Here is a 19,859-nt window from a genome sequence, read left to right as displayed (position 1 = left end):
TCCGGCCGAACGGTCGCGCGCTCCGGAAAGGCGAAGGTGGATGATGTTCTCCATCGTGAGGCGATTGGGCAGAGGCCTACTGGTGGTCCTCCTGGTCACTCTGGCGGTCGTGGTGCTCCTGAGTTTCGCTCCGGGATCCGTGGCACAGGTCATCCTCGGCGACGCGGCCACGCCGGAAGCTGTTGCGGCGTTGAACAACAAGCTCGGTCTCGACCGTCCCGTGTGGGCGCAGTATCTCGGTTGGGCCGGAAATGCGGCCCGGGGAGATCTGGGCACCTCACCGCTCACGGGACAATCGGTGACGGCGGCGATCACGGAGCGGTTGCCGGTGACGTTCCAACTGGCCGCCATGGCACTTGCCATCGCGCTGGTCAGCGCGATCTTGCTCGCCGTGCTGTCGGCGATGCGGCCGGGCGGTCCGGTCGACCGCGGGACGGCCGCGCTCTCCTCGGTTTTTCTCTCTGTACCCGCGTTCGTCGCCGGCCCGGTGCTCATCTACTTCTTCGCTGTGGAACTCGGCTGGCTTCCGGTGACCGGTTGGAACCGCATCGGCGACGGGATCGGGCCGAACCTGCAGTCGGCGCTGCTACCGGCCGTCGCGATGGCGCTGATGGAGATCGCCGCGTTCCACCGGTTGCTGCGGACGGATCTGATCACCACCCTGCGTGAGGATTTCATCGGGGCGGCCCGTGCCAAAGGTATGGGCGAGTGGTACCTGATGTTCCGGCACGCCCTTCGTCCGTCGTCGTTCTCGTTGATCACGCTGGCCGGTATCAATCTCGGGCGGCTGATCGGCGGGACGGTGATCGTCGAAACGTTGTTCTCGCTGCCCGGACTCGGCCAGTTGCTCGCGTCCTCGATCGTTTCCCGGGATCTCGTCATGGTGCAGGGAATCGTGGCGTTCATGGCGGTCGTCTATGTCGTCGTCAACATCCTGGTCGACTCGAGCTACGAGCTGATCGACCCGCGGGTCAGAAAGGTGGCGACGGTATGACTCGAGCCGAAGTGCACAGCGAGCGCGAGCAGCGGATCGAGGCACCGCGGCGGCCGGAAGTCCCCCGGTTGCGGAAAACTCGCTCGACACTGGTGTACCTGTCGTACGCCTGGTTGCTCGTGATGATCGCGGCGGCGATCTTCGCCGACCTGCTCCCCTTGGCGTCGTATTCGATCCCGGTCGGACCACCACGGCAACCTCCGCAACTCGGGTCGCTCGATCTACTGGCCGGCACCGACAATCTGGGGCGGTCGATGTTGTCCCGGTGTGTCTACGGTGCTCAGGTGTCGTTGCTGATCGGTACGGTCGCGACGCTCATCGGTTCGGCCCTCGGATCGAGTATCGGGATGCTGGGCGGCTATTTCCAGAAGCGGACGGACTCCGGGATCCGGCTGCTCAGCGATACGATGCTGGCCTTCCCGCCGCTGATCCTGCTGATGGCGCTGACCGCGGTCTTCACTCCGGGACTGGGTGTCCTGATGGCCGGTCTGTCGCTGATCATCATCCCCTCGTTCATCAGGCTCGCCCGGGCGAACACGTTGACGTGGACGGCCCGTGAGTTCGTACTCGCTGCCCGGAACACGGGTGCCGGGCACGGCCGGATCCTGGGCCGGGAAATCCTGCCCAATGTGCTGCCACCGTTGCTGGCCTATCTCCCGATCGTCATGGCGGCGCTCATCGTCGCGGAAGGTTCGCTGAGCTTTCTCGGGCTCGGTATTCCACCGCCGACACCGAGCTGGGGCGGAATGATCTCCGACGGCAAGGACAGTCTGGCCGGCGCGCCGCACCTGGTTTTCGTGCCCGCCGCGGTCATCTTCTGCACCGTTTTCGCGTTGAACCAGGCCGGCGACCACCTGCGTGGCCGATTCGATCGCACGATGCGCGACTGACCGGCTCATCTGCTCCTGAACTGCCATCCCGTGCTAGCGCTGAGGTACCCGATGATGATCCGACGCTGTTGTCTGCTCGTCACAGCCCTGATAACCCTGGCATCGCTGCTGACAGCGTGCGGTGCCACGAACAGTGAAAGATCGGCCGGCGATGTCCCGGTACCCGGCGGCACCGCCCGCATCATCCAGATCACGGAGCCGCGCAGCCTCGATCCGGCAACTCTGGGTAACCAGTGGGTGCTCAACTCATTGCTCGGCAATGCCTTGTTCGGGACGTTGATGATCGACGATCCGGAGACCGGCGCGCTCGTATTCACCATGGCGGAGAGTTTCGCCAGCCACGACGGGGGCGCCACGTTCGAGTTGAGGTTGCGGCCGGATCTGCGGTTCTCCGACGGTAATCCGCTCGATGCGGCGGCCGTGAAATTCAACTGGGACCGGCTCGCGGATCCGGCCAACGGATCGGCCTATGTGCAGGAAGCATCGATGGTGGCCGCCGCCGAGGTCGTCGACTCCACCCGGCTGCGCCTCATAATGGCCGAGCCGGTACCGAACTTCTCGGGGGCGGTGTACGGCACCGCGCTGAATTGGATCGCGTCGCCGGCCGCGCTCGCGGCCGGCAGACAGCAGTTCGACAGCCGTCCGGTCGGGGCCGGACCTTTCACGCTGAGCAACTGGGCGCGCGGCGACGCCATCGAACTGGCGAAGAACCCCGGGTACTGGGATGCGCCCAAACCCTTTCTCGACGCGCTCACGCTGCGGACCAACGCCGATACCGCGCAGCGGATCAACACTTTGATCAGCGGTGGTGCCGATCTGGTGATCGAGACGAACTCGGCGAGCCTCACCGAGGCCGGCGCGGCCGGATTCCCGACCGACACTGTGCCGTTACACGGCGGGCAGACCCTGACCATGAACACGCGCCGGCCGCCGTTCGACGATCTGCGCGCCCGTGTGGCGGTCGCAGCGGCGATCGACCTCGAGGCGATCAATGTCGCCGTCTACCACGGCGAAAGTCAGGTCCCGAAAACCCTGTTCGCCGCGTCTTCGCCGTTCCACACGGATCTGCCGCTCCCGCAGCCGGATCGCGAAACCGCGCAACGACTCTTCGACGAGCTGGCGGCCGCGGGCAAGCCGGTATCTTTCACCTTCACCAGCGGGCCCACCGCGGAGATCAGGGCGCTGGCGGAGAACGTGCAGGCGCAGCTCGGCGCGTTCGACAATGTGGAGGTCGCGGTCGTGGTCGCCGATATCGCCGAAGTGGTCGCGCTGCGCCGGACCAACGACTTCGATATGACTACGAGCTCGGCGAACTTCACCGATCCGGAACCCGCGCTGTGGTCGGCGTTCCATCGCAATTCCCGGCGCAACCTGTCCGGTATCGACGACGTGGAGCTGAGCCGGGCACTGGAGGACGGCCGGACCGGGACCACGATCGAACAACGCACGGCCGCGTACCGCCGGGTGCAGCAACGACTGAATGCGCTCGTCCCGGTGATCTTCCAGGTGCGGAACGAGCCGAGCGTCGTTTCCCGCAGGAACGTCGGCGGTGTCGTGCAGTACGGCTACGGGTCGCTGCTACCGGAGGAACTCTGGGTCGAGAACTAGCCACCGCAAACCATCCGGATTCTTACCGATTCTCCACTGAGAGGAACAATGATGTTCCGAGCATCCCTATTTCGTTCGATCGCCGTGTGCTGTACGGCTTTCTTCCTGGCGGCCTGCGGCGGAACCGGCGCCGGAACCGGAACCGGCCCCGGCGGCGACCCGGTGCCCGGCGGTACCGCACAGATCATCCAGATCAGTGAGCCGCGCACCCTCGACCCGGTGGCCCTGGGGAATCAGTGGGTGATCAACGCGATCCTCGGCAATGCCCTGTTCGGGACCTTGATGGTCAACGATCCCGACAGCGGAGAGATCGAATACACCATGGCGACAGACTTCGTCACGCCCGACGGAGGCGCCACGTTCGATCTGAGGTTGCGGCCGGATCTGCGGTTCTCCGACGGCACCGCGCTGGACGCGGCGGCCGTGAAGTTCAACTGGGACCGCTTCGCCGACCCGGCGAACGGATCGTCCTATATCGAGGATGCGGCGGTGATCGCCTCGACCGAGGTCGTGAACCCGACCACGCTGCGGGTACGGATGCGTCACCCCGCACCACATTTCGCCTACACCATTGTGGAGAGTTCGATGAACTGGATCGCCGCACCGCAGGCGCTGCAGGCGGGACGGGCGGCCTTCGACGGCGAACCGGTGGGTGCGGGACCGTTCACCCTGGCGCGGTGGGCCCGGCAGGATGTGATCGAGCTGGTGAAGAACCCGCACTACTGGGATGCGCCGAAACCGTACCTCGACCGGATCGAACTGCGCACCTCCGGCGACTCCGTTCAGGGCTACAACACGCTGATCAGCGGTGGTTCGGATGTGATCATCAGCTCCAACTGGGGAAGTATCGAAAAGCTGAAGGATCAGGGCTTCCCCACCGCGGTTTCGCCGCTGCACGGTGGACAGCACCTGTCGATGAACATGCGGCGAGCGCCGTTCGACGATATCCGAGCCCGGCAGGCCGTTGCGGCCGCGGTGGATGTGAACGCGCTCGATCTGACCATCTACAACGGAAGCGGGGAACTCCCGACCACCCTGTTCCGCGAATCCTCGCCCTACTACACGCCGGATCTGCCCTTGCACACACCCGATCCGGCGCGGGCGCAACAGTTGTTCGACGAGCTGGCCGCCGAGGGCAAGCCCGTATCGTTCACTTTCACCACCACCGCGCAGACGGAGAACCGGCTGCTGGCGGAAAGTGTTCAGGCTCAGCTCAGCGCGTTCGACAATATCGACGTCGAAGTGAAGGTCATCGATATCGTCGACCTGATCAAGCTGCGTTATACGCACGACTTCGACATGATGACCGGCGGCGCGTTCTTCGATGATCCGGAGCCGCGACTGGGGACGGCCTTCCACGGGGACTCGGGTCGCAATACTGCGGGCATCGACGACGAGAGCCTGAACGAGGCACTCGATATCGGTCGGACGGCGACGGATGTGCCACAGCGCAAGGCGGCCTACCGGACGGTTCAGGAGCGGTTGATCGAACTGATGCCCGCCATCTTCTACACACGAACTGTCGCGGGTGCCGCGACCGGGAAGAACGTCGGCGGCCTCACCATGTACGGCGCCGGCTCGGTTCGGCCGGAGGAACTGTGGATCGTCGAGTAGCGGGCACGACCCGAGGAGGGCTGAGACCATGAGTGCTCAACCGAGTCTGCAGGTGCGAAATCTGCACACCTATATCAGGACCGCACGCGGTGTCGTGCGAGCCGTGGACGATGTGTCCTTCGATGTGGATCGGGCCCAGGCGCTGGGCGTGGTGGGCGAGTCGGGATCCGGGAAGTCGGTGATGGCGCGGGCGATCATGGGACTGCTGCCGCCCCGCGCGGGATGCTCCGGTGAGGTGGTGTTCCGGGGCCGGAACATCCTCGCGCTCTCCGAGAAGGAGAAGCTCGATATCTGGGGCAAACAGATCGCCATGGTCTTCCAGGACCCCGGACGGTCGCTCAATCCGGTCGTGCGTATCGAACGTCAGCTCACCGAGGGCATGCGCAGACATCTGGGCACCGGTCGTTCCGAAGCGAGAACCCGCGCCCTCGAACTCCTCCGGGAGGTCGGGGTCCCCGATCCGGAGCGCCGGCTGCGCAACTATCCACACGAGATGTCCGGTGGTATGCGGCAGCGAGTCATGATCGCGATCGCCCTGGCCTGCGAGCCCGACCTGCTGATCGCCGATGAGCCGACGACTGCTCTGGATGTGACGATCCAGCGCCAGATTCTCGACCTGCTGCGCCGCGTGCAGCGGGATCGGGGGATGTCGCTGATGTTGATCAGCCACGACCTGGCAGTGGTCGCCGGCCGCACCGACCGGGTGTCGGTCATGTACGCCGGGCGGCTCGCCGAATGCGGGGCGACCCGCCAGGTCTTCACCGCTCCGCGGCACCGATACACCCGGGCGCTGATGGCCGCCACCCCGGCGATCGATCACCAACGGCACGAGCCACTCCGGCTGATCCAGGGCAGCCTGCCGGATCCGGTGGCACCGCCGCCGGGGTGCCGGTTCGCACCCCGGTGCCGTCATGTCACAGACGGATGTCGCGAGGCTCCCGGCCCCACGCTGATCGAGATCGCCGCGGACCATTCGGTGGCATGCGCGCATCCTGCGCAATCCACACCAGCCCATTCCGAGTCCGGTGGTGATATCCATGGCGGGTAGCGGAACCGCGCATCTGCGCGACGAACCGGCACTGCTCAGTGTGCGCGACCTGGTGGTCGAGTACGACACCGGCGGCGGGACCGTGCAGGCGGTGTCCTCGATCAGCTTCGATGTCCTGCCCGGCGAAACCCTCGGGATCGTCGGGGAATCGGGGTGCGGAAAGTCCACGACCGGCCGGGCCGTACTCCGCCTGGACACACCGACCTCCGGTCGGATCACCTTCGCCGGCGAGCGGATCGACGAGGCCGACGGCCGCCGCATGCGGGCGCTGCGGCGGGAGATGCAGATGATCTTCCAGGATCCGGTGGCTTCGCTGAATCCGCGCAGGCCGGTGCGCGATATCGTGGTGGAGGGCTTGGCGGTGGCCGGAAAACCCGCGGACGAACGCGCCTCGCGATCCGCGGAGGTGCTGGCGAAGGTGGGAATGGGCGACGAGCGGTTCGCCCGCGCGCTGCCCCGGCAGCTGTCCGGTGGTCAGGCCCAGCGTATCGCGATAGCGCGGGCGCTGGCGCTCGATCCCCGGCTGTTGATCTGCGACGAACCGGTATCCGCGCTGGATGTTTCGGTGCAGGCGCAGATTCTCAATCTCATTGCCGAGCTCAAAGCCGAATACGACCTGACCGTGGTCTTCATCAGTCATGATCTCGGTGTCGTCCGAACGATCAGCGATAACGTCATGGTCATGTACCTCGGCAAGGTGTGCGAGTTCGGCGATGCCGTCGAGGTGTACGACCACCCGGCGCACCCGTACACGAGGGCGCTACTCGATTCCGTTCCGCTCGCCGACCCCGACGCGGGTTTCGCGGGTCCGGCGCTGGCCGGCGATATTCCCTCACCACTCGCACCGCCCGGCGGCTGCCGGTTCCGGACACGCTGCCCGCGCGCTCGGGACCGATGCGCGGCGGCGGAACCCGAGATTCGCGAGGTCGGGCCGGGACAGTATGCCGCCTGCCACTTCCCGCTGACCGAAGGCTGAGTACGGATCCGCGCCGCGGTGCCCCGCCTCAGTTGCTGAGTGCACTGGCGGCCGTCACTGGAAAATCGCTGTTCGACAGCGCGTCCGACAACGAGAATGACTCACCGCAGACCCCTGCGGTGCCGCACCACCCGCGGGCGCCGTCATGATGAGAACAGGACATCGAAACGTGGCCGGATCCAGTGAACGCCGCACGATCGAGGGGTTGGTCTACCGACTCGACGCCGACCACACCGACGACGCGGAGGACGCGAAGGCGGAAATCATCGACCTCGGCCGCGACACCGACGTGATGACTGCGCTGCTGCCGGCCCTCCCGGAACTGAGCCGCTATGGACAGCTGTGCGCCGTCGAGATCATCGATGAACTCGCCGATCCACGCGCAGCGCCGGCGCTGATAGATCTGCTCGGCGGCGAGCACGACACCGTCCGCGAATGGGCGGCCCGATCGCTGGCCACGCTGCGTATCACGGACGCGATCCCGGCGCTGCGGCGCGCCTATCAGGCATGTCGAGACCGCGCCGATCCACCGGACTGGTGCGAACCCGTGTGCATCCGAAGCGCCTTGACCGACCTCGGCGATCGTGTCGCCGTCACACCGGCGCTGACCGCCGGTCTGGCGGTGACCAGGTCTTATGGAATCCAGGCGTGGCCGTCGCACCGGCTGATCGACGTACTCGACGATCTCGCCGCCCACGACCAGGCGACTCTCTATTTCCAATTGTGGCGTGTCGAGACCGACGGCCGGATGTATCGGCAACAATCGCCCGGCGCTGAGGACGAAGTCGACTACACCCGGCCCTGGCCCGTCCTGGTTGCCCGGACACACGACCGTGCTACAGCCGCAGCAGCACAGGCGCGACTCGACCACAACATCGTCGTCACGATCGAGTGGATCGGCTCGGACGATCTCTGACAGCGCATCCGAGTGAGTTCGTTTCGGAATCCTGAAGAGTTGGCGGGAACTCCGGATCTGTTGTGCTGACCGACCCGGGTTCAGCGCGGCCGCAGGCCGTCGAACAACAGGTGCACCATGAAGAGCACACGCTGTTCGAGCTGTTCGGTACTCGGTGCGCGACCCGCCTCGATACTGCGTACCTGGGTGCCCACGACCATGCTCATGAACGCCCGTGCGGCGAGGTCGGTATCGGTGGTGGTGATCTGTCCGGCGGCGGCCGCGCGGTCCAGCACCTCGGCGACGAAAGCGACCACCGGGCCGGTGTTCAGGGAATTACTGAGTGTGTAGATCTCGGGAAAGCGCACATTCTCGAGGGCGAGTATCCGGTGCAGCCGACGGCCGTTGGGGGTCATGGCCTGGCCGATCCGGAGTCGCGCGATCGCCGCCAGCGTTTCGGCCGGATTCCCGTTGTCCAAGTTCTCCAGGTCTTCTCGCGGTACGGCCTGGGCTTCGATCGCGCGCCGGACGGCGGCGAGGAAGAGGGATGCCTTGTCGGTGTAGCGGGCGTAGACGGTGCGTTTGGCCATATGGACCCGGGCGGCGATCAGCTCGATCGTGGTCTGTTCGTAGCCCTGTTCGAGGAAGAGATCCAACGCGGTGTCCAGTAGCTCCCGCTGTCGCGCTCGGGCCTGTTCCCGGGTCGGACGCCCCGCTCCGCGATGCCGGTCGCGCCCTTCGCTCGTCGTGTCCACGGATGTCAGTTCATCGCATTCGGGTCATGGGCGTCGACCGGGGTGCTACATTAATAGCACCTGACGGGTGCTATTAAGCATGCAGGGTGTACGACTTTCGAAGGGGTGGCCATGATTTCGGCCGTAGCACGACTGACAGACCTCGCCGGTGATCCGAACCGGTTCGATCACTCCGCCGCCGAGTTGCGGGACGCGCAGCTCGCGGCACTGGACGAGCGGTTCCGGGAGCGACGCGGTCGCATCGGATTACTGGAACACCGCGCGGACGAGGCGGGCGTCACCCGAGTGGGCCGATTCGAGGACGCGGTCCCGCTGCTGTTTCCGCACTCGGTCTACAAGAGCTACCCGGAGAGCTTTCTGACCGAGCAGCGCTGGGACCGGCTCGGTAGCTGGCTGGGCACCCTGGCCTACCATTCGATCGCCCCGATCGAGACGGGGGATATCGCCGGAATCGATCGATGGATCGAGCTGCTCCGCGACGCGGGTCACTACGTGTCCTGTTCGAGCGGGACAACGGGTAAACCCGCGATGCTGCTCGCGTCCGAGGCCGATATGACCTGGTCGCGCCGGGACACCGTGAACATCTTCGCCTGGGGCTCCGGGGTGCGGCCGGCCCGGGACAGGCGAATGATGGGGCTCGGTCTGGCGGCGGCCGTGCCCAGGAATGTCGTCATCGGTACCGCCCAGCACGAGGCGTACGGCGATCCGGAGAAGGACCGATTCGGGCTGCCGGTTCCGCCGCTCACGGTCGAGGCGATGACCGATCAGGTGCGGTTGCGCCGGAAGATCACGGACGGTACCGCGTCGCCGGAGGAGCTGGCCGCCTATGAGCGGACGTCGGCGCAACGACAGGAGGAGCTCGGCCGAGCGCTGATCGCCGGTGCCGACGCGATGATCGAACACCGCGCGGAGAAACTCTATATCTCGGGGATGTGGAGCACCCTGTACCAGGTCGCCGGGCTGGTCCGGGAGCGGGGGTTCCGGGCCGCCGACTTCCATCCCGACAACTGTATCTATGTGGGTGGTGGCCTCAAACGAGCCCAACTACCCTCCGACTACCGGCAATTCGTGTACGAAACGTTCAATATTCCGTCCGGACGGGAGTTCCAGAACTACTCCATGCAGGAGCTGAATTCGGGAATGCCGAAGTGCCGGAACGGGAACCGCTACCATGTCCCGCCCTGGGTGGTGCCCTTCGTGCTCGACGATGCGGGCGAAACCCTGCTGTCCCACGGCGCGGGCGAGGTGTCGGGGCGTGCCGCCTTCTTCGACCTGTCACTCGACGGACGCTGGGGCGGGATCATCACCGGAGACCGCGTCAGCGTCGATTTCCGGCCGTGTGCCTGCGGTGCCGAGGGGCCGTCGATCGCCGACTCCATCGTCCGGTACACCGATATCGCGGGCGACGACAAGATCACCTGCGCCGGCACCGCCGATGCCTATGTACGGGGACTCGTATGACCGCCGTCGAATCGCCGCAGGTGCTGTCCGCTCCCTTCTTCCTCCGCGGCGAAGTGGTCGAAGGCGCCGCCGCCGTGCACCGGTCGCGGGATCTGGGTGTGTCCTTCGCGACGCCCGAGATCGGCCTGGACCGGGTGGTGCCGCCGCGCAGTGTGGTCCCCCCGCTGCTCGACGTACCGCTGGACGATATCGTCGCATTCCTGGTCGAGGCCGGACGGCGGATCCGCGACCCACGCAACCCGTTTCTCCGGGACTGTATCGACCGGATGTCGACTACCCATCCGCTGCCCCGCGCGCTGCTGGAAGCGCAGGTGATGGGCGCGGCCGCCTACCTGGACGAGCGCGTTCTGCACGCGGTTGTCGAGCAGAACTTTCCCGCCCCGGAAGCGCTCGACGGATGGATTCCCAAACGGGACTTCCTCGGCCGCAGGAGTTTCATCCGGGCCTTCCCACCCCGGCTGATCCACGTTCTCCCCGGGAATTCGCCGGGGCAGGCGGTGAAATCCATCGCCCAGGGAGCGCTGGTCAAGGCGATCAATCTGTTCAAGATGTCCTCCAGCGATCCGTTCACCACGGTGGCCATCCTGCGCACCATGGCCGATATCGATCCGGATCACCCGGTGGTGCGGTCGATGTCGGCGATCTACTGGCGCGGCGGCGACGCGGCCGTCGAACGAGTGCTCTTCCGCCCGCAGTATTTCGACAAGATCGTCGCCTGGGGTGGTGGCGATGCCATCGACAATGTCGTCAAGTATCTCGGCCCGGGATTGCAACTGGTGTCGTTCGACCCGAAGACATCGATATCGATGGTCGGCCGGGAAGCGTTCGACAGCGCGGCGAGGCTCGAGCATATCGCCGGACTCGCGGCCGAGGATGTCATGGTGCTGAACCAGGACGCCTGCGTCGCGAGCCGGTTCGTCTTCCTGGAGGCGGGGGAGGCGGACGCGGACCTATTCTGTGACCTGCTGTACCGGCGGATCGCCGAGCGCGCGAACGCATCCGGTGGCAACCGGCCGTTGGACGCGGAACTGAAAGAGCAGATTCGTACCCTGATGCTGCTCGACGACGAGTTCCGGGTGTGGGGCGCCACCGACGGTACGGGTGTGGTGATCCGTTCCGGCACCCCGGTCGATTTCCATCCGGTCGGTAAGACGGTAAATGTGGTCCCGGTGGAATCGCTCGACGACGCGATCCGCCGTGCCGGTGTCGCCACCCAGACCGTCGGATTCTTTCCCTTCGATCGGATGCCGGATTACCGCGACCGGCTCGCGGCCGCCGGCGTGCAGCGCATCGTTCACCTCGGCGAGGCGGGCCCGAGCACGATCGGCAATCCGCACGATGCCATGTACCCACTGCATCGCTTCGTCCACTGGATGGTTCACGAAGACGGGGGAGAGCCGGATTCGTGATCGCGCGGTCGGGTGATCGACGAAAAGCGTGAAACCGTCTACGCGGAATAGAATGTAGTTCTACTCTTGGGTAGAGCGTTATTTCGCGCTCGTGGCCGGGTTTGCCCGGCTTCCGGCAATCCGGTTCTCCGGCACGGCCGCCGTACGCGTGCCGGGTCGTCGGAGTTCACCGTGCACAACTCACCCGGACCTGCCCGGACAGTGGGAAGCCGGGGCTCGGCGAGACGCTTGTGCGGGTAGTCGTGCGTGGGCGCGCGTCGGTCTTACCGGCTTTCGCACCGCCCAGAGTTTCCGCTTATCCGGCTGCCGGGGTCGGCGCGGATGAGCGGTGACCGAGCCGGCGTCCGTGGTTAGGAGTTGGAGCAATGCGTCCATCGACCATCTACGACGTCGCGGCCGCGGCGGGAGTTTCCCCCTCGACGGTATCGCGGGCGTTCTCCCGGCCGGGGCGCGTCAGCGCCGAAACCGCGGCACGTATCCATCGGGTCGCCGCGGAGCTGGGATATCGAGCGACCGCCATCAACGGGGCGTCCGCGAACGGCCGGACTTCCGCCGTGGCGATGGTGGTGCCGGATGTCACGAATCCGGTCTACTCCGGGCTCATCCGCGGATTCGAGGCGGCCGCGACGCGGGCCGGCTACACGATGGTCCTGGCCGATACGCGATGGACGACCGTGCCGGAACGCACCGTGCTGGACCGGATCCGGCCTGCCGTCGACGGCTTGGTGGTGGCCGGTTCACGGCTGTCCGACCGGGGTATGCGGGCGGCCGCGGGCCACCGGGCGCTGGTGCTGCTGAATCGAATCGTGCCCGGGACGCGCACCGTTATGGTCGATACCGCGGCGGGAGTGGAAGCGGCCCTGCGGCATCTGGCCGGCCTCGGCCACCGCTCGGTGACCTATATCGGCGGGCCGACGGCGTCGTGGGCCGACGGTATGCGGTGGCGTTCGCTGCTCGATACGGCCCCGCGGTTCGGGCTGAAGGTCTGCCGGATCGGACCGTACCCGCCCACCATGGCGGGTGGTACCGCGGTGGTCCACGAGCTGCTCCGCGACCTCCCCTCCGCTGTGCTGGTGTTCAACGACCTCGTGGCGATCGGACTGCTCCACGCGGTGAAGGAAGCCGGTATCGGCGTGCCGGACGATATGAGCGTCATCGGCTTCGGGAATGTGCTCGGCGTCGATTTCTGCACACCGCCACTGACCACGGTCGGAGCTCCCATGCGAGCGATGGGTACCGCCGCCTTCGGTCAATTACAGCGGGCGATGAGCGGCGAGGCGATGGATACGCACGCGATCGTCACGCTGACCGCTCGTCTGGTGGTGCGGGGATCGACCGGAACCCCCGGACGGGCCCGGGCCCGGCCGCCGGCTGTCGCCGCTCGGCCGATGCGGGCCTCGCGGCGGGTGCCGAGAACGGCGGCAGCCGAATCGTCTTGGTACTGCAACGGCACCTGAGTGAGGGGGTGCTCAAAGATCTGCTGGGACGAGAGCAAAGCGTTATCCTCGAGTACACAAAGTAGGGGGGAGCAAAGATGAACAACACCCGAACAGGGCCGATTTCGGTGACCCGCGGTCTGGACTGTTATGTTGCCAGCGCGGGTGCCGGGTTCGTCATGGCTCTGACACTTCTCACCGGGGTCATCGTGTTGTCCGGGCCGAGTGATCCAAGGTCTTTGGTGATCACGATCAGCGGATTGGTGCTGTTCGTGCTGTTCCCGGTACCCATCGCGCTGTTCACGGCGGCCTCGCTGGCGAGGCAGGGCCGCCGATGGGCCTACATATCCACCATGGTCGTAGGTTGGCTCGGCGTGATCATCGGCGGGCTGATCGCACTTGCGCTTCTGCCGCGATTGGTACCCGGCTCCGGGTGGAGCGTGCAATATACCGTGTTCACGGTGATCGCGGTGTGCGGCGGAGCGGCTGGCGCAGCGTTCGGGATCGCTGGTGGCGTCCTGCTGTGTCTGCCGGCATCCCGGCATTGGTTCCGGAGCCGGCCGTTCGGGGCGGGGCAGGCAACGGGCGGGTACTGATACTGCGGCCTCGTCGGTCGGTCGAGTGGGTGGCCGCGTCGTCGGTAACGGCCGAGTCGGGCTTGGTGCCGGCGTCGGCGACCACCGCGACCACGCCCGGATGTGGCCCCGCCGCGTGGACCGGGGCGAGTACGAACGAGGCGGGGAGCCGCCGGATCTCGGATAGGTCAGGGCGATCATGTCTTCAGCGGTGTCTGCGATTCCCCTTTTGCGGCAGGGGTTTCGAATCGGTGAGCCAGGCGAGGGCGCGGATCGACGGGGTGATGTCGGCATACCGGGCCGTCGGCTGCGGACCCGGTGGTGATCGAGTCCGGCCTCGCCCTACGCCTGCTGAAACGCCCTCTTCCACATGCCACCTGGTCCCGGCGGTCCAGGCCGGGTCGACCAACCGGGACCGTGCTGGGCCGTAGCAGATGTAGTAGGCGATCTCGGTCGGGTCGCTGATGCTGCGCCGTGCCGGCAGCCAGTGCCCACGCCCGCGAGCCCAGCTGCCCTCGATCGGGATGTCACCCCAGGCCGAAAGGCTGTCCCCAGAGAGTGATGATCTCCTTGGCCTTCGAGGTCTCGACCTCTACCTGGACGAATGCGCGGGCTTGCGCGTAACCGGCGCAGCCGGCGAGGCCTATGGTGCTGTTCTTCCAGGTGACGCTGCCGGTGGGGGAGGTGACGCGATTGAAGGGGCGATGGCTTTCTTCGCCGAAGGCATTGGGTGCTTCGATATCGAGCAGATAGTACTTCTCGGCCTGGCCCGGTCCGAGTGTGAGATTACCCCCGGTACTGGTGGACAGGTCCGGGTTCTGACTGCCGGCGCGCTGCGAAGCGCCGGCACCCGCGTTGACACCGCCGCCGGCGATATTCACCTGGCAGCCCACGACATAGCCGGGACGGATGGCCATGCTGCGGGGTGGCCGGGACGCCTCGGCACCGGCGCTGCCGGAGACCCAGGTGTTGCGGTGCAGGGGTGTGGCACCGAGAGAGGGGCTGATGACGGCGGATTCGCCGGTGAGGTGGACGGTGACGGTGGTGCCGTCGCCCAGGGTCTCGGTGATCCGACCGCCGGGCAGCGGTACGAAGGTATCGCCGTGTGCGGGAGCCGGCAGCAGTGCCAATACGGCTGCGGCGAGCAGTGTGCTCCCCGCTGCTGTGAGAACGGAGCGGAGGGTTTTCGTGGTGTCGATCATTTGTTCGCTGAACCTCGTTGTTCTGATGGGTGCCGGCTGGGTCAGCCGATGCTGAAAGGCGCTCCGTAGAGGGTGGTCTTGGAGTAGTGGTCCCCGATGATTTCGACGACGGTGTAGGAGCGGGCCTGGGCAAAACCGCCGCAGCCCTGGATCTGGATTTCGTAGTCGCGGTAACCGAGGGTGTACGTGCCCGGACCGGGAACATCCTTGATGCCGATCTGCACGAATCCGACTTCCCCCGGTCCGATCTGGATTCCGGCGGAGCCGCTGATGCCCAGCTGTGTGGTGGAGACACTGGCGCTCGCGCCGAGCGAGATCGCGCGGTCGCCGATGCTGACCTGACAGCCGACGATATAGCCGGTATTGACCTGGGATACGCCGTGGGTGGAGGAATTGTTGGTGCCGGGCAGGTTGTCCGGGGTGCTGTAGGGACCGGTTTCGGTGACCGTGGGCGTCCGGGTGATATCGGCGGTGATCGTGCCGGAGACCCAGGTGACCCGCCCGGCGCCGTTGGCGGCCATGGAGGGGGAGACCAGGGCGCTTTCACCGCTACGAGTGACGATGTAGCCGGGGCCGGTTTCGGTTCCGCCGGGAAGCGGTACGAACGCGTCGGCCGTACCGGTGGCGGTGCTCAGCAGCCCGAAAGCCGCTGTCAGCGCGGCGATCCCGGCTGCGGTGCGGCCGCGGGCGGCGGGTCCGCGGAAAAGGGTGGTGCGTTTCATCAGGTGGTTCCTCATCTCGATCGGCCTGTGTGGGCATCGACGTGCGTCCGGTGTGCGGGAGGGGTCGAGATCGGCCGCGTGCCGTGGTCCGGTCGTTGCGTTTCGCCGATGGGTTGCGGTGCGAATGCGATCGGTATCGCACCGGCGGGCGAGGAAACCGGTCGGGTCTCCGTTGCCTCGGTGATGCCGGTCACACAGTGGAGTCATGGTTTACGACCGGCCGATCTTCTGGCAAATGTATTGCCTCGAGTTGCCGTGGGTCTCGTGGTGTGCCGTGGTCGATTCGGGCGACACCCGTTGCCGGACCGGTGAAAATCCCGGAATCGCCAACGGGAACGAGAATGAGATTCTACTCTGAGGTAGAGTCGCGTTTCGCGCTCGTGGCCGGGCATACCCGGCCTCCGACGACCCTGTTCTCCGGCAACGTCGCCGTACGACCGCGGCGGACGCGTGCCGGGTGGTTGGAGATCACCATGCGCACAATTCCCCCGGACCTGGCCAGACGGTACGAAGAGCAGGGGTGGTGGACGCGCGACACCCTGGGCGAGCTACTGGCCCGCGGCCTCGCATCCGCTCCGGACACCACCTTTCGCGTTCATTCGGATATCCGGCCCTACTCGGGCACTTTCCGTGATGTCGAGCTGATGGCGCGCCGGTTGGCAACGGGCCTGCGGGACCGCGGTGTCGAGCCCGGGGATATCGTCGCGCTCCAGCTACCCAACTGGATGGAGGCCGCGGCCGCGTTCTGGGCGGCGTCGCTGCTGGGCACGGTCGTGGTGCCGATAGTGCACACCTACGGCTCACGGGAAGTCGGCCATATCGTGCACACGGTGCGGCCCAAGGCTTTCTTCGGTGCCGAGCGGTTCGGGAACCTGGTCTACGACCCCGCGGTCCACGCGAGCGTGCCGATCGTGGGTGTCGTCGGCGGGGGCGACCCCGCGCTCCGCTTCGACGCCTTGCTCGCCGACGAGCCTTTTTCCGGTGTGACGCAGGTTGATCCGGCCGGACCCGCGGTGATCGCCTTCACCTCGGGCACGACGCGGGTGCCCAAGGGAGTCGTCCACAGCCATCGGACGCTCGGCTGCGAGACCCGGCTGATGCCGCAGCGCTATCCCGACGAGCTGGGGCCACTGATCAACGCCGCGCCCATCGGCCATTTCATCGGAATGCTCTCGGCCCTGCTCGTCCCGGTCGTGGAGGGGGTCTCCATCGACCTCGCGGATACCTGGAATCCCGGACGCATTCTGGAGGTGATGACCAGCTACGGCGTCAGCCTGGGTGGTGGCGTGCCGTACTACGTGACCAGCCTGGTCGACCATCCGGACTGTACCCGGGACCATCTGGCGCGACTGAAGTACCTCGGGATGGGCGGCGCACCGGTCGCCGCGCCGGTGGCCGAGCGGCTGACCGGCCTGGGCCTGACCGTCTACCGCTCCTACGGCAGCACCGAACACCCGTCGATGACCGCCTCGTACTGGACCGCACCACAATCCAAACGGCTCTACACCGACGGTGTTCCGCAACCCGGTGTCGAACTCCGCTTGACCGAAGACGGCGAAATCCTCAGCCGCGGACCGGATCTGTGCCTGGGCTACCTCGACGACGCCCTGACCGCGGCCGCGTTCGACGACGAGGGCTGGTACCACACGGGCGATATCGGAACTCTCGACGCCGACGGCTACCTCACCATCACCGATCGCACCACGGACCTGATCATCCGCGGCGGGGAGAACATCAGCGCTCTCGAGGTCGAAGAAGTACTGCTGACAGTGCCCGGAGTCACCGAAGCCGTCGCGGTCGCCGCGCCCGACGCCCGGCTCGGCGAACACGTCGCGGCGGTACTGCGGCTACAACCCGGCACGGCCGCGCCCCTACTCGAGGACCTGAGCGCCTACTTCGCCGACGCCGGGCTGGCGAAACAGAAGTGGCCGCAGGAAGTCCATGTGGTCGACGACTTCCCGCGCAGCCCCAGCGGCAAGGTGCAGAAGTACAAGATCCGGCAGAGTCTGGCCACGAAGTGACCCGGGGGCACACCTGAGCAGCGTCGCCCGGCGGGTGCTGTACCGGTTCCCCGCGGCGTTCGGCCTGCTGCCGACTCCCGGTCCGGAACAGACGAAGCTCCGGGTACCGAGCAGATCTCGGCACCCGGAGCTTCGTCCTCGTGTTCAGACCTCGAGGAGATCGAGGCTTTCGTGCCGGGCGACCGCCGTGCCCAGGCGTCCGGTGAGGTGCTCGATGATCGGGCGGTCGACCGCGCGGGTCATCGACCACAGGTAGAGCCCGTAGGGCAGATGTGCCCGGTACATCCACCAGGCGTGTTCCCGGTCCGGCGGTTCGACGCCGTACCCGGCCAGCCGGTCGAGGTAGTGCGCGAGCAGGTCGCGCTCGGCGCCGGCGAGGTCGTCCGGGTGCAGAACGGTCGCCAGGTGGTAACCGACGTCCTGGGCCCAGTGGCCGCGTTGCACGACCTGCCAATCGATGAGCCCCGGGCTGCCGTCGGGCATTTCGTAGATATTGCCGGCATGCAGATCGCCGTGGACCAGGCACCGCACGGAAGAAGCGCCCAGGGTATCCATCGCGGCCATGGCCGCCAGCAGCCGATCCGCGCGCCGCACACGGTCCGGGATACCGGCGGTCCGGCCGTCGTCCAGCAGCTCCTGGAGCTTCGCGGCGGTCATATGTCCCGCCAGCGAGGCCAGGCGTGGCGGGAACGGATCGTACGCCGCCTGCCGGCTGTCCCAGGTCGCCGCGTGCAGGGCGGCGAGCTGGTCGAGGGTGCCCGCGGCCCGGTCGGGGCTGTAACCGACCAGCGGATCGAGGAACCGGGCGCCCACCTCGACGAGATCGTGCATGAGCACCAGCGCGTGGCCGGTCGTCTCGTTCACGGCCGCATGCACGCACGGCGGTGTGCGCACCGGCAGCCGGTGGGCCAGCAACCGGTAGAAGTCGGCCTCGGCGCGCGAACCACGCCGGCGGTCCGGGTGGAAATAGCCCTTGGCGCACAGGGCCGGGGGAGAATCGGCCGGCTGCGTGTAGGTCACGCGGAAACGGAGTTTGGTGGCCACCGTCTCGATCCGCTCGACGACCTCGGTAGCGATCGGGACCACGTCGGGGCGGCCGGTGTCCAGCACTCCCGTGAGCCATTCGGGCGACAGTACGACCGCCTCGTCGAACGGTGCGGGATCGGGTGTCGTCGTCACAGGCCCTCCTGGGGTTCGGGAATCCCCACCAGCTCGCAGGCGCGCCGCAGGAAGGAGTAACGCCGGGTGTCGCCGATCGGCGGCAGTTGGAGGACACGCCGGGTGCGGAGGCTGAGCAGACCCGCTTTGAGGCACGCGAACACCTCGTGCCAGTGCAGATCACCGGCCCGCAGACCGGTCAGGTCCTGCCACAGGTCGATCGTCTCGTCCCTGGTCCCGAGGCCGTCGAGCCGGGGGACGCCCAGGCCGGTGCTGTGGGCTTCGTCGAACACCAGCCACCACGCGAGATCGGCCACCGGACCGGCCATCGAGGCCTGTTCCCAGTCCATGACCGCCGAAACACGGAAATCGGTGCCGAACACGATGTTCCCGATGCGGGCATCGCCCCACGACAGTCCCGGTACGGAGTCCGCCGGCCGATTGTCGGTGAGCCACTGCAGGAGCGTGCGCACCGTTGCCGGGACGTTCTCCTCCAGAGTCCAGTGTGCGTGCGCGTTCCAGTAGGCCAGTTGCTGCTGATCGCCCGAGGCGCCGTATTCGGGCCGGTCGACGAAACCGACGGTGTCGACGGGGACCCGATGGATCGCGGCCAGCTGGCCCATCGCGTCCTCCCACAGCGTCCGCCGCTGCCCCGGAGTGGCCTCCGCGAGGAACCCGGACAGGTTGTACACGGGCATGCTCACCGGCACCGAGCCGGTGACCCGTCGCATCAGGTAGAACGGCCGGCCGAGCACCGCCGGATCCTCTTCCAGCCACAGCGGTTCCGCGACCCGGACGTCACTGTGTTGCCGCAGGGCGACAAGGATTCGGTGCTGAATGCGGAACCTCGGATCGAGAAACATCTGATACTCGGCCGCCGGTGCTACTCGCAGGACCATGTGTTCGACTGCGCGCGCGGTGCGCACCCGGACGAAGACGGTCTCGTTGGATACTCCGGCACCCTGTGGGTAGGCCGGATCGTCGATCTCGACGGCGGTGACCTCGTGCCGGGCTGCCAGCCACGAGTACAGGATCGTGGCGGTGGTATCCAGATCACGACCTTTGGGGAATACCGGCGCTTGCTCCATTGCTTGT

Annotated in this window: 17 protein-coding genes and 1 pseudogene; 12 read left to right on the top strand and 6 right to left on the bottom strand. The window is 66.7% G+C overall.

Translation table 11 applies throughout. The features are described 5' to 3' along the window. Positions 1-40 precede the first annotated feature (40 nt). From ACWEWT_RS07935 to ACWEWT_RS07905, 7 genes are all read left to right on the top strand, one after another. Positions 41-994, top strand: coding sequence for an ABC transporter permease (locus ACWEWT_RS07935; RefSeq protein WP_452557342.1), 954 nt, complete (start codon positions 41-43; stop codon positions 992-994). Beyond that, positions 991-1,884, top strand: coding sequence for an ABC transporter permease (locus ACWEWT_RS07930; protein WP_452557340.1), 894 nt, complete (start codon positions 991-993; stop codon positions 1,882-1,884). Before ACWEWT_RS07935 ends, ACWEWT_RS07930 begins: the two co-directional genes overlap by 4 nt. 51 nt (positions 1,885-1,935) lie before the next feature. Further along, on the top strand, positions 1,936-3,492 hold the full coding sequence (locus ACWEWT_RS07925; RefSeq protein ID WP_452557338.1) for an ABC transporter substrate-binding protein: 1,557 nt from the start codon (positions 1,936-1,938) through the stop codon (positions 3,490-3,492). 48 nt (positions 3,493-3,540) lie between these two features. Next, a complete protein-coding gene (locus ACWEWT_RS07920; RefSeq protein WP_452557336.1) occupies positions 3,541-5,106 on the top strand; it encodes an ABC transporter substrate-binding protein in 1,566 nt (521 codons plus the stop codon). Between the two features lie 28 nt (positions 5,107-5,134). Further along, on the top strand, positions 5,135-6,154 hold the full coding sequence (locus ACWEWT_RS07915) for an ABC transporter ATP-binding protein (protein WP_452557334.1): 1,020 nt from the start codon (positions 5,135-5,137) through the stop codon (positions 6,152-6,154). Further along, entirely contained in the window at positions 6,144-7,130 is a 987-nt protein-coding gene (locus tag ACWEWT_RS07910; RefSeq protein ID WP_452557332.1) for an ABC transporter ATP-binding protein, read from the top strand. Before ACWEWT_RS07915 ends, ACWEWT_RS07910 begins: the two co-directional genes overlap by 11 nt. 169 nt (positions 7,131-7,299) lie before the next feature. Further along, positions 7,300-8,046 (top strand): HEAT repeat domain-containing protein, encoded by a 747-nt coding sequence (locus ACWEWT_RS07905; RefSeq protein ID WP_452557330.1) that lies wholly within the window; start codon positions 7,300-7,302, stop codon positions 8,044-8,046. A gap of 80 nt (positions 8,047-8,126) precedes the next feature. On the opposite strand, the gene ACWEWT_RS07900 is transcribed toward ACWEWT_RS07905, so the two are convergent. Further along, entirely contained in the window at positions 8,127-8,780 is a 654-nt protein-coding gene (locus ACWEWT_RS07900) for a TetR/AcrR family transcriptional regulator (RefSeq protein ID WP_452557328.1), read from the bottom strand. 111 nt (positions 8,781-8,891) lie between these two features. On the opposite strand from ACWEWT_RS07900, the gene ACWEWT_RS07895 reads away from it, so the two are divergent. From ACWEWT_RS07895 to ACWEWT_RS07880, 4 genes are all read left to right on the top strand, one after another. After that, on the top strand, positions 8,892-10,241 hold the full coding sequence (locus ACWEWT_RS07895) for a hypothetical protein (protein ID WP_452557327.1): 1,350 nt from the start codon (positions 8,892-8,894) through the stop codon (positions 10,239-10,241). Next, the gene (locus tag ACWEWT_RS07890; RefSeq protein ID WP_452557325.1) at positions 10,238-11,650 is read left to right on the top strand and encodes an acyl-CoA reductase; all 1,413 of its coding nucleotides are present in this window, start codon (positions 10,238-10,240) and stop codon (positions 11,648-11,650) included. Before ACWEWT_RS07895 ends, ACWEWT_RS07890 begins: the two co-directional genes overlap by 4 nt. Before the next feature lie 365 nt (positions 11,651-12,015). After that, the gene (locus ACWEWT_RS07885; RefSeq protein WP_452557323.1) at positions 12,016-13,107 is read left to right on the top strand and encodes a LacI family DNA-binding transcriptional regulator; all 1,092 of its coding nucleotides are present in this window, start codon (positions 12,016-12,018) and stop codon (positions 13,105-13,107) included. 221 nt (positions 13,108-13,328) lie between these two features. After that, positions 13,329-13,682: a hypothetical protein gene (locus ACWEWT_RS07880; protein ID WP_452557321.1), complete on the top strand. Its 354-nt coding sequence runs from the start codon at positions 13,329-13,331 to the stop codon at positions 13,680-13,682. A gap of 184 nt (positions 13,683-13,866) precedes the next feature. Here ACWEWT_RS07880 and ACWEWT_RS07875 read toward each other — a convergent pair. The 3 genes and pseudogenes from ACWEWT_RS07875 to ACWEWT_RS07865 all read right to left on the bottom strand — a co-directional run. Continuing rightward, a pseudogene (locus tag ACWEWT_RS07875) lies at positions 13,867-14,196 on the bottom strand (IS701 family transposase); the annotation flags it as partial. Continuing rightward, entirely contained in the window at positions 14,189-14,863 is a 675-nt protein-coding gene (locus tag ACWEWT_RS07870; RefSeq protein WP_452557319.1) for an MspA family porin, read from the bottom strand. The gene ACWEWT_RS07870 and the pseudogene ACWEWT_RS07875, both read right to left, overlap by 8 nt. A gap of 41 nt (positions 14,864-14,904) precedes the next feature. After that, complete coding sequence (locus ACWEWT_RS07865) at positions 14,905-15,585, bottom strand: MspA family porin (protein ID WP_452557317.1); 681 nt, start codon at positions 15,583-15,585, stop codon at positions 14,905-14,907. A gap of 473 nt (positions 15,586-16,058) precedes the next feature. On the opposite strand from ACWEWT_RS07865, the gene ACWEWT_RS07860 reads away from it, so the two are divergent. Further along, complete coding sequence (locus ACWEWT_RS07860; RefSeq protein WP_452557315.1) at positions 16,059-17,606, top strand: AMP-binding protein; 1,548 nt, start codon at positions 16,059-16,061, stop codon at positions 17,604-17,606. Positions 17,607-17,750: 144 nt separating this feature from the next. Here ACWEWT_RS07860 and ACWEWT_RS07855 read toward each other — a convergent pair whose 3' ends face one another. Both ACWEWT_RS07855 and ACWEWT_RS07850 read right to left on the bottom strand, forming a co-directional pair. Further along, positions 17,751-18,785: a phosphotransferase family protein gene (locus ACWEWT_RS07855; RefSeq protein WP_452557313.1), complete on the bottom strand. Its 1,035-nt coding sequence runs from the start codon at positions 18,783-18,785 to the stop codon at positions 17,751-17,753. After that, positions 18,782-19,852, bottom strand: a complete 1,071-nt coding sequence (locus ACWEWT_RS07850; RefSeq protein WP_452557311.1) for a phosphotransferase family protein — start codon at positions 19,850-19,852, stop codon at positions 18,782-18,784. The genes ACWEWT_RS07855 and ACWEWT_RS07850 overlap by 4 nt, the downstream gene beginning before the upstream one ends. Positions 19,853-19,859 lie beyond the last annotated feature (7 nt).

Source organism: Nocardia sp. NPDC003963 (assembly GCF_053605105.1).
Note: the sequence above shows the minus strand (reverse complement) of the source record. Positions and strands in the feature narration are given on the sequence as shown.

Bases quoted from the DNA above. Each gene is read 5' to 3' on its own strand.
- ACWEWT_RS07935 (WP_452557342.1), top strand. From the start codon at position 41: ATGATGTTCTCCATCGTGAGGCGATTGGGCAGAGGCCTACTGGTGGTC.
- ACWEWT_RS07930 (WP_452557340.1), top strand. From the start codon at position 991: ATGACTCGAGCCGAAGTGCACAGCGAGCGCGAGCAGCGGATCGAGGCA.
- ACWEWT_RS07925 (WP_452557338.1), top strand. From the start codon at position 1,936: ATGATGATCCGACGCTGTTGTCTGCTCGTCACAGCCCTGATAACCCTG.
- ACWEWT_RS07920 (WP_452557336.1), top strand. From the start codon at position 3,541: ATGATGTTCCGAGCATCCCTATTTCGTTCGATCGCCGTGTGCTGTACG.
- ACWEWT_RS07915 (WP_452557334.1), top strand. From the start codon at position 5,135: ATGAGTGCTCAACCGAGTCTGCAGGTGCGAAATCTGCACACCTATATC.
- ACWEWT_RS07910 (WP_452557332.1), top strand. From the start codon at position 6,144: ATGGCGGGTAGCGGAACCGCGCATCTGCGCGACGAACCGGCACTGCTC.
- ACWEWT_RS07895 (WP_452557327.1), top strand. From the start codon at position 8,892: ATGATTTCGGCCGTAGCACGACTGACAGACCTCGCCGGTGATCCGAAC.
- ACWEWT_RS07890 (WP_452557325.1), top strand. From the start codon at position 10,238: ATGACCGCCGTCGAATCGCCGCAGGTGCTGTCCGCTCCCTTCTTCCTC.
- ACWEWT_RS07885 (WP_452557323.1), top strand. From the start codon at position 12,016: ATGCGTCCATCGACCATCTACGACGTCGCGGCCGCGGCGGGAGTTTCC.
- ACWEWT_RS07870 (WP_452557319.1), bottom strand. From the start codon at position 14,863: ATGATCGACACCACGAAAACCCTCCGCTCCGTTCTCACAGCAGCGGGG.
- ACWEWT_RS07865 (WP_452557317.1), bottom strand. From the start codon at position 15,585: ATGAAACGCACCACCCTTTTCCGCGGACCCGCCGCCCGCGGCCGCACC.
- ACWEWT_RS07860 (WP_452557315.1), top strand. From the start codon at position 16,059: ATGCGCACAATTCCCCCGGACCTGGCCAGACGGTACGAAGAGCAGGGG.
- ACWEWT_RS07850 (WP_452557311.1), bottom strand. From the start codon at position 19,852: ATGGAGCAAGCGCCGGTATTCCCCAAAGGTCGTGATCTGGATACCACC.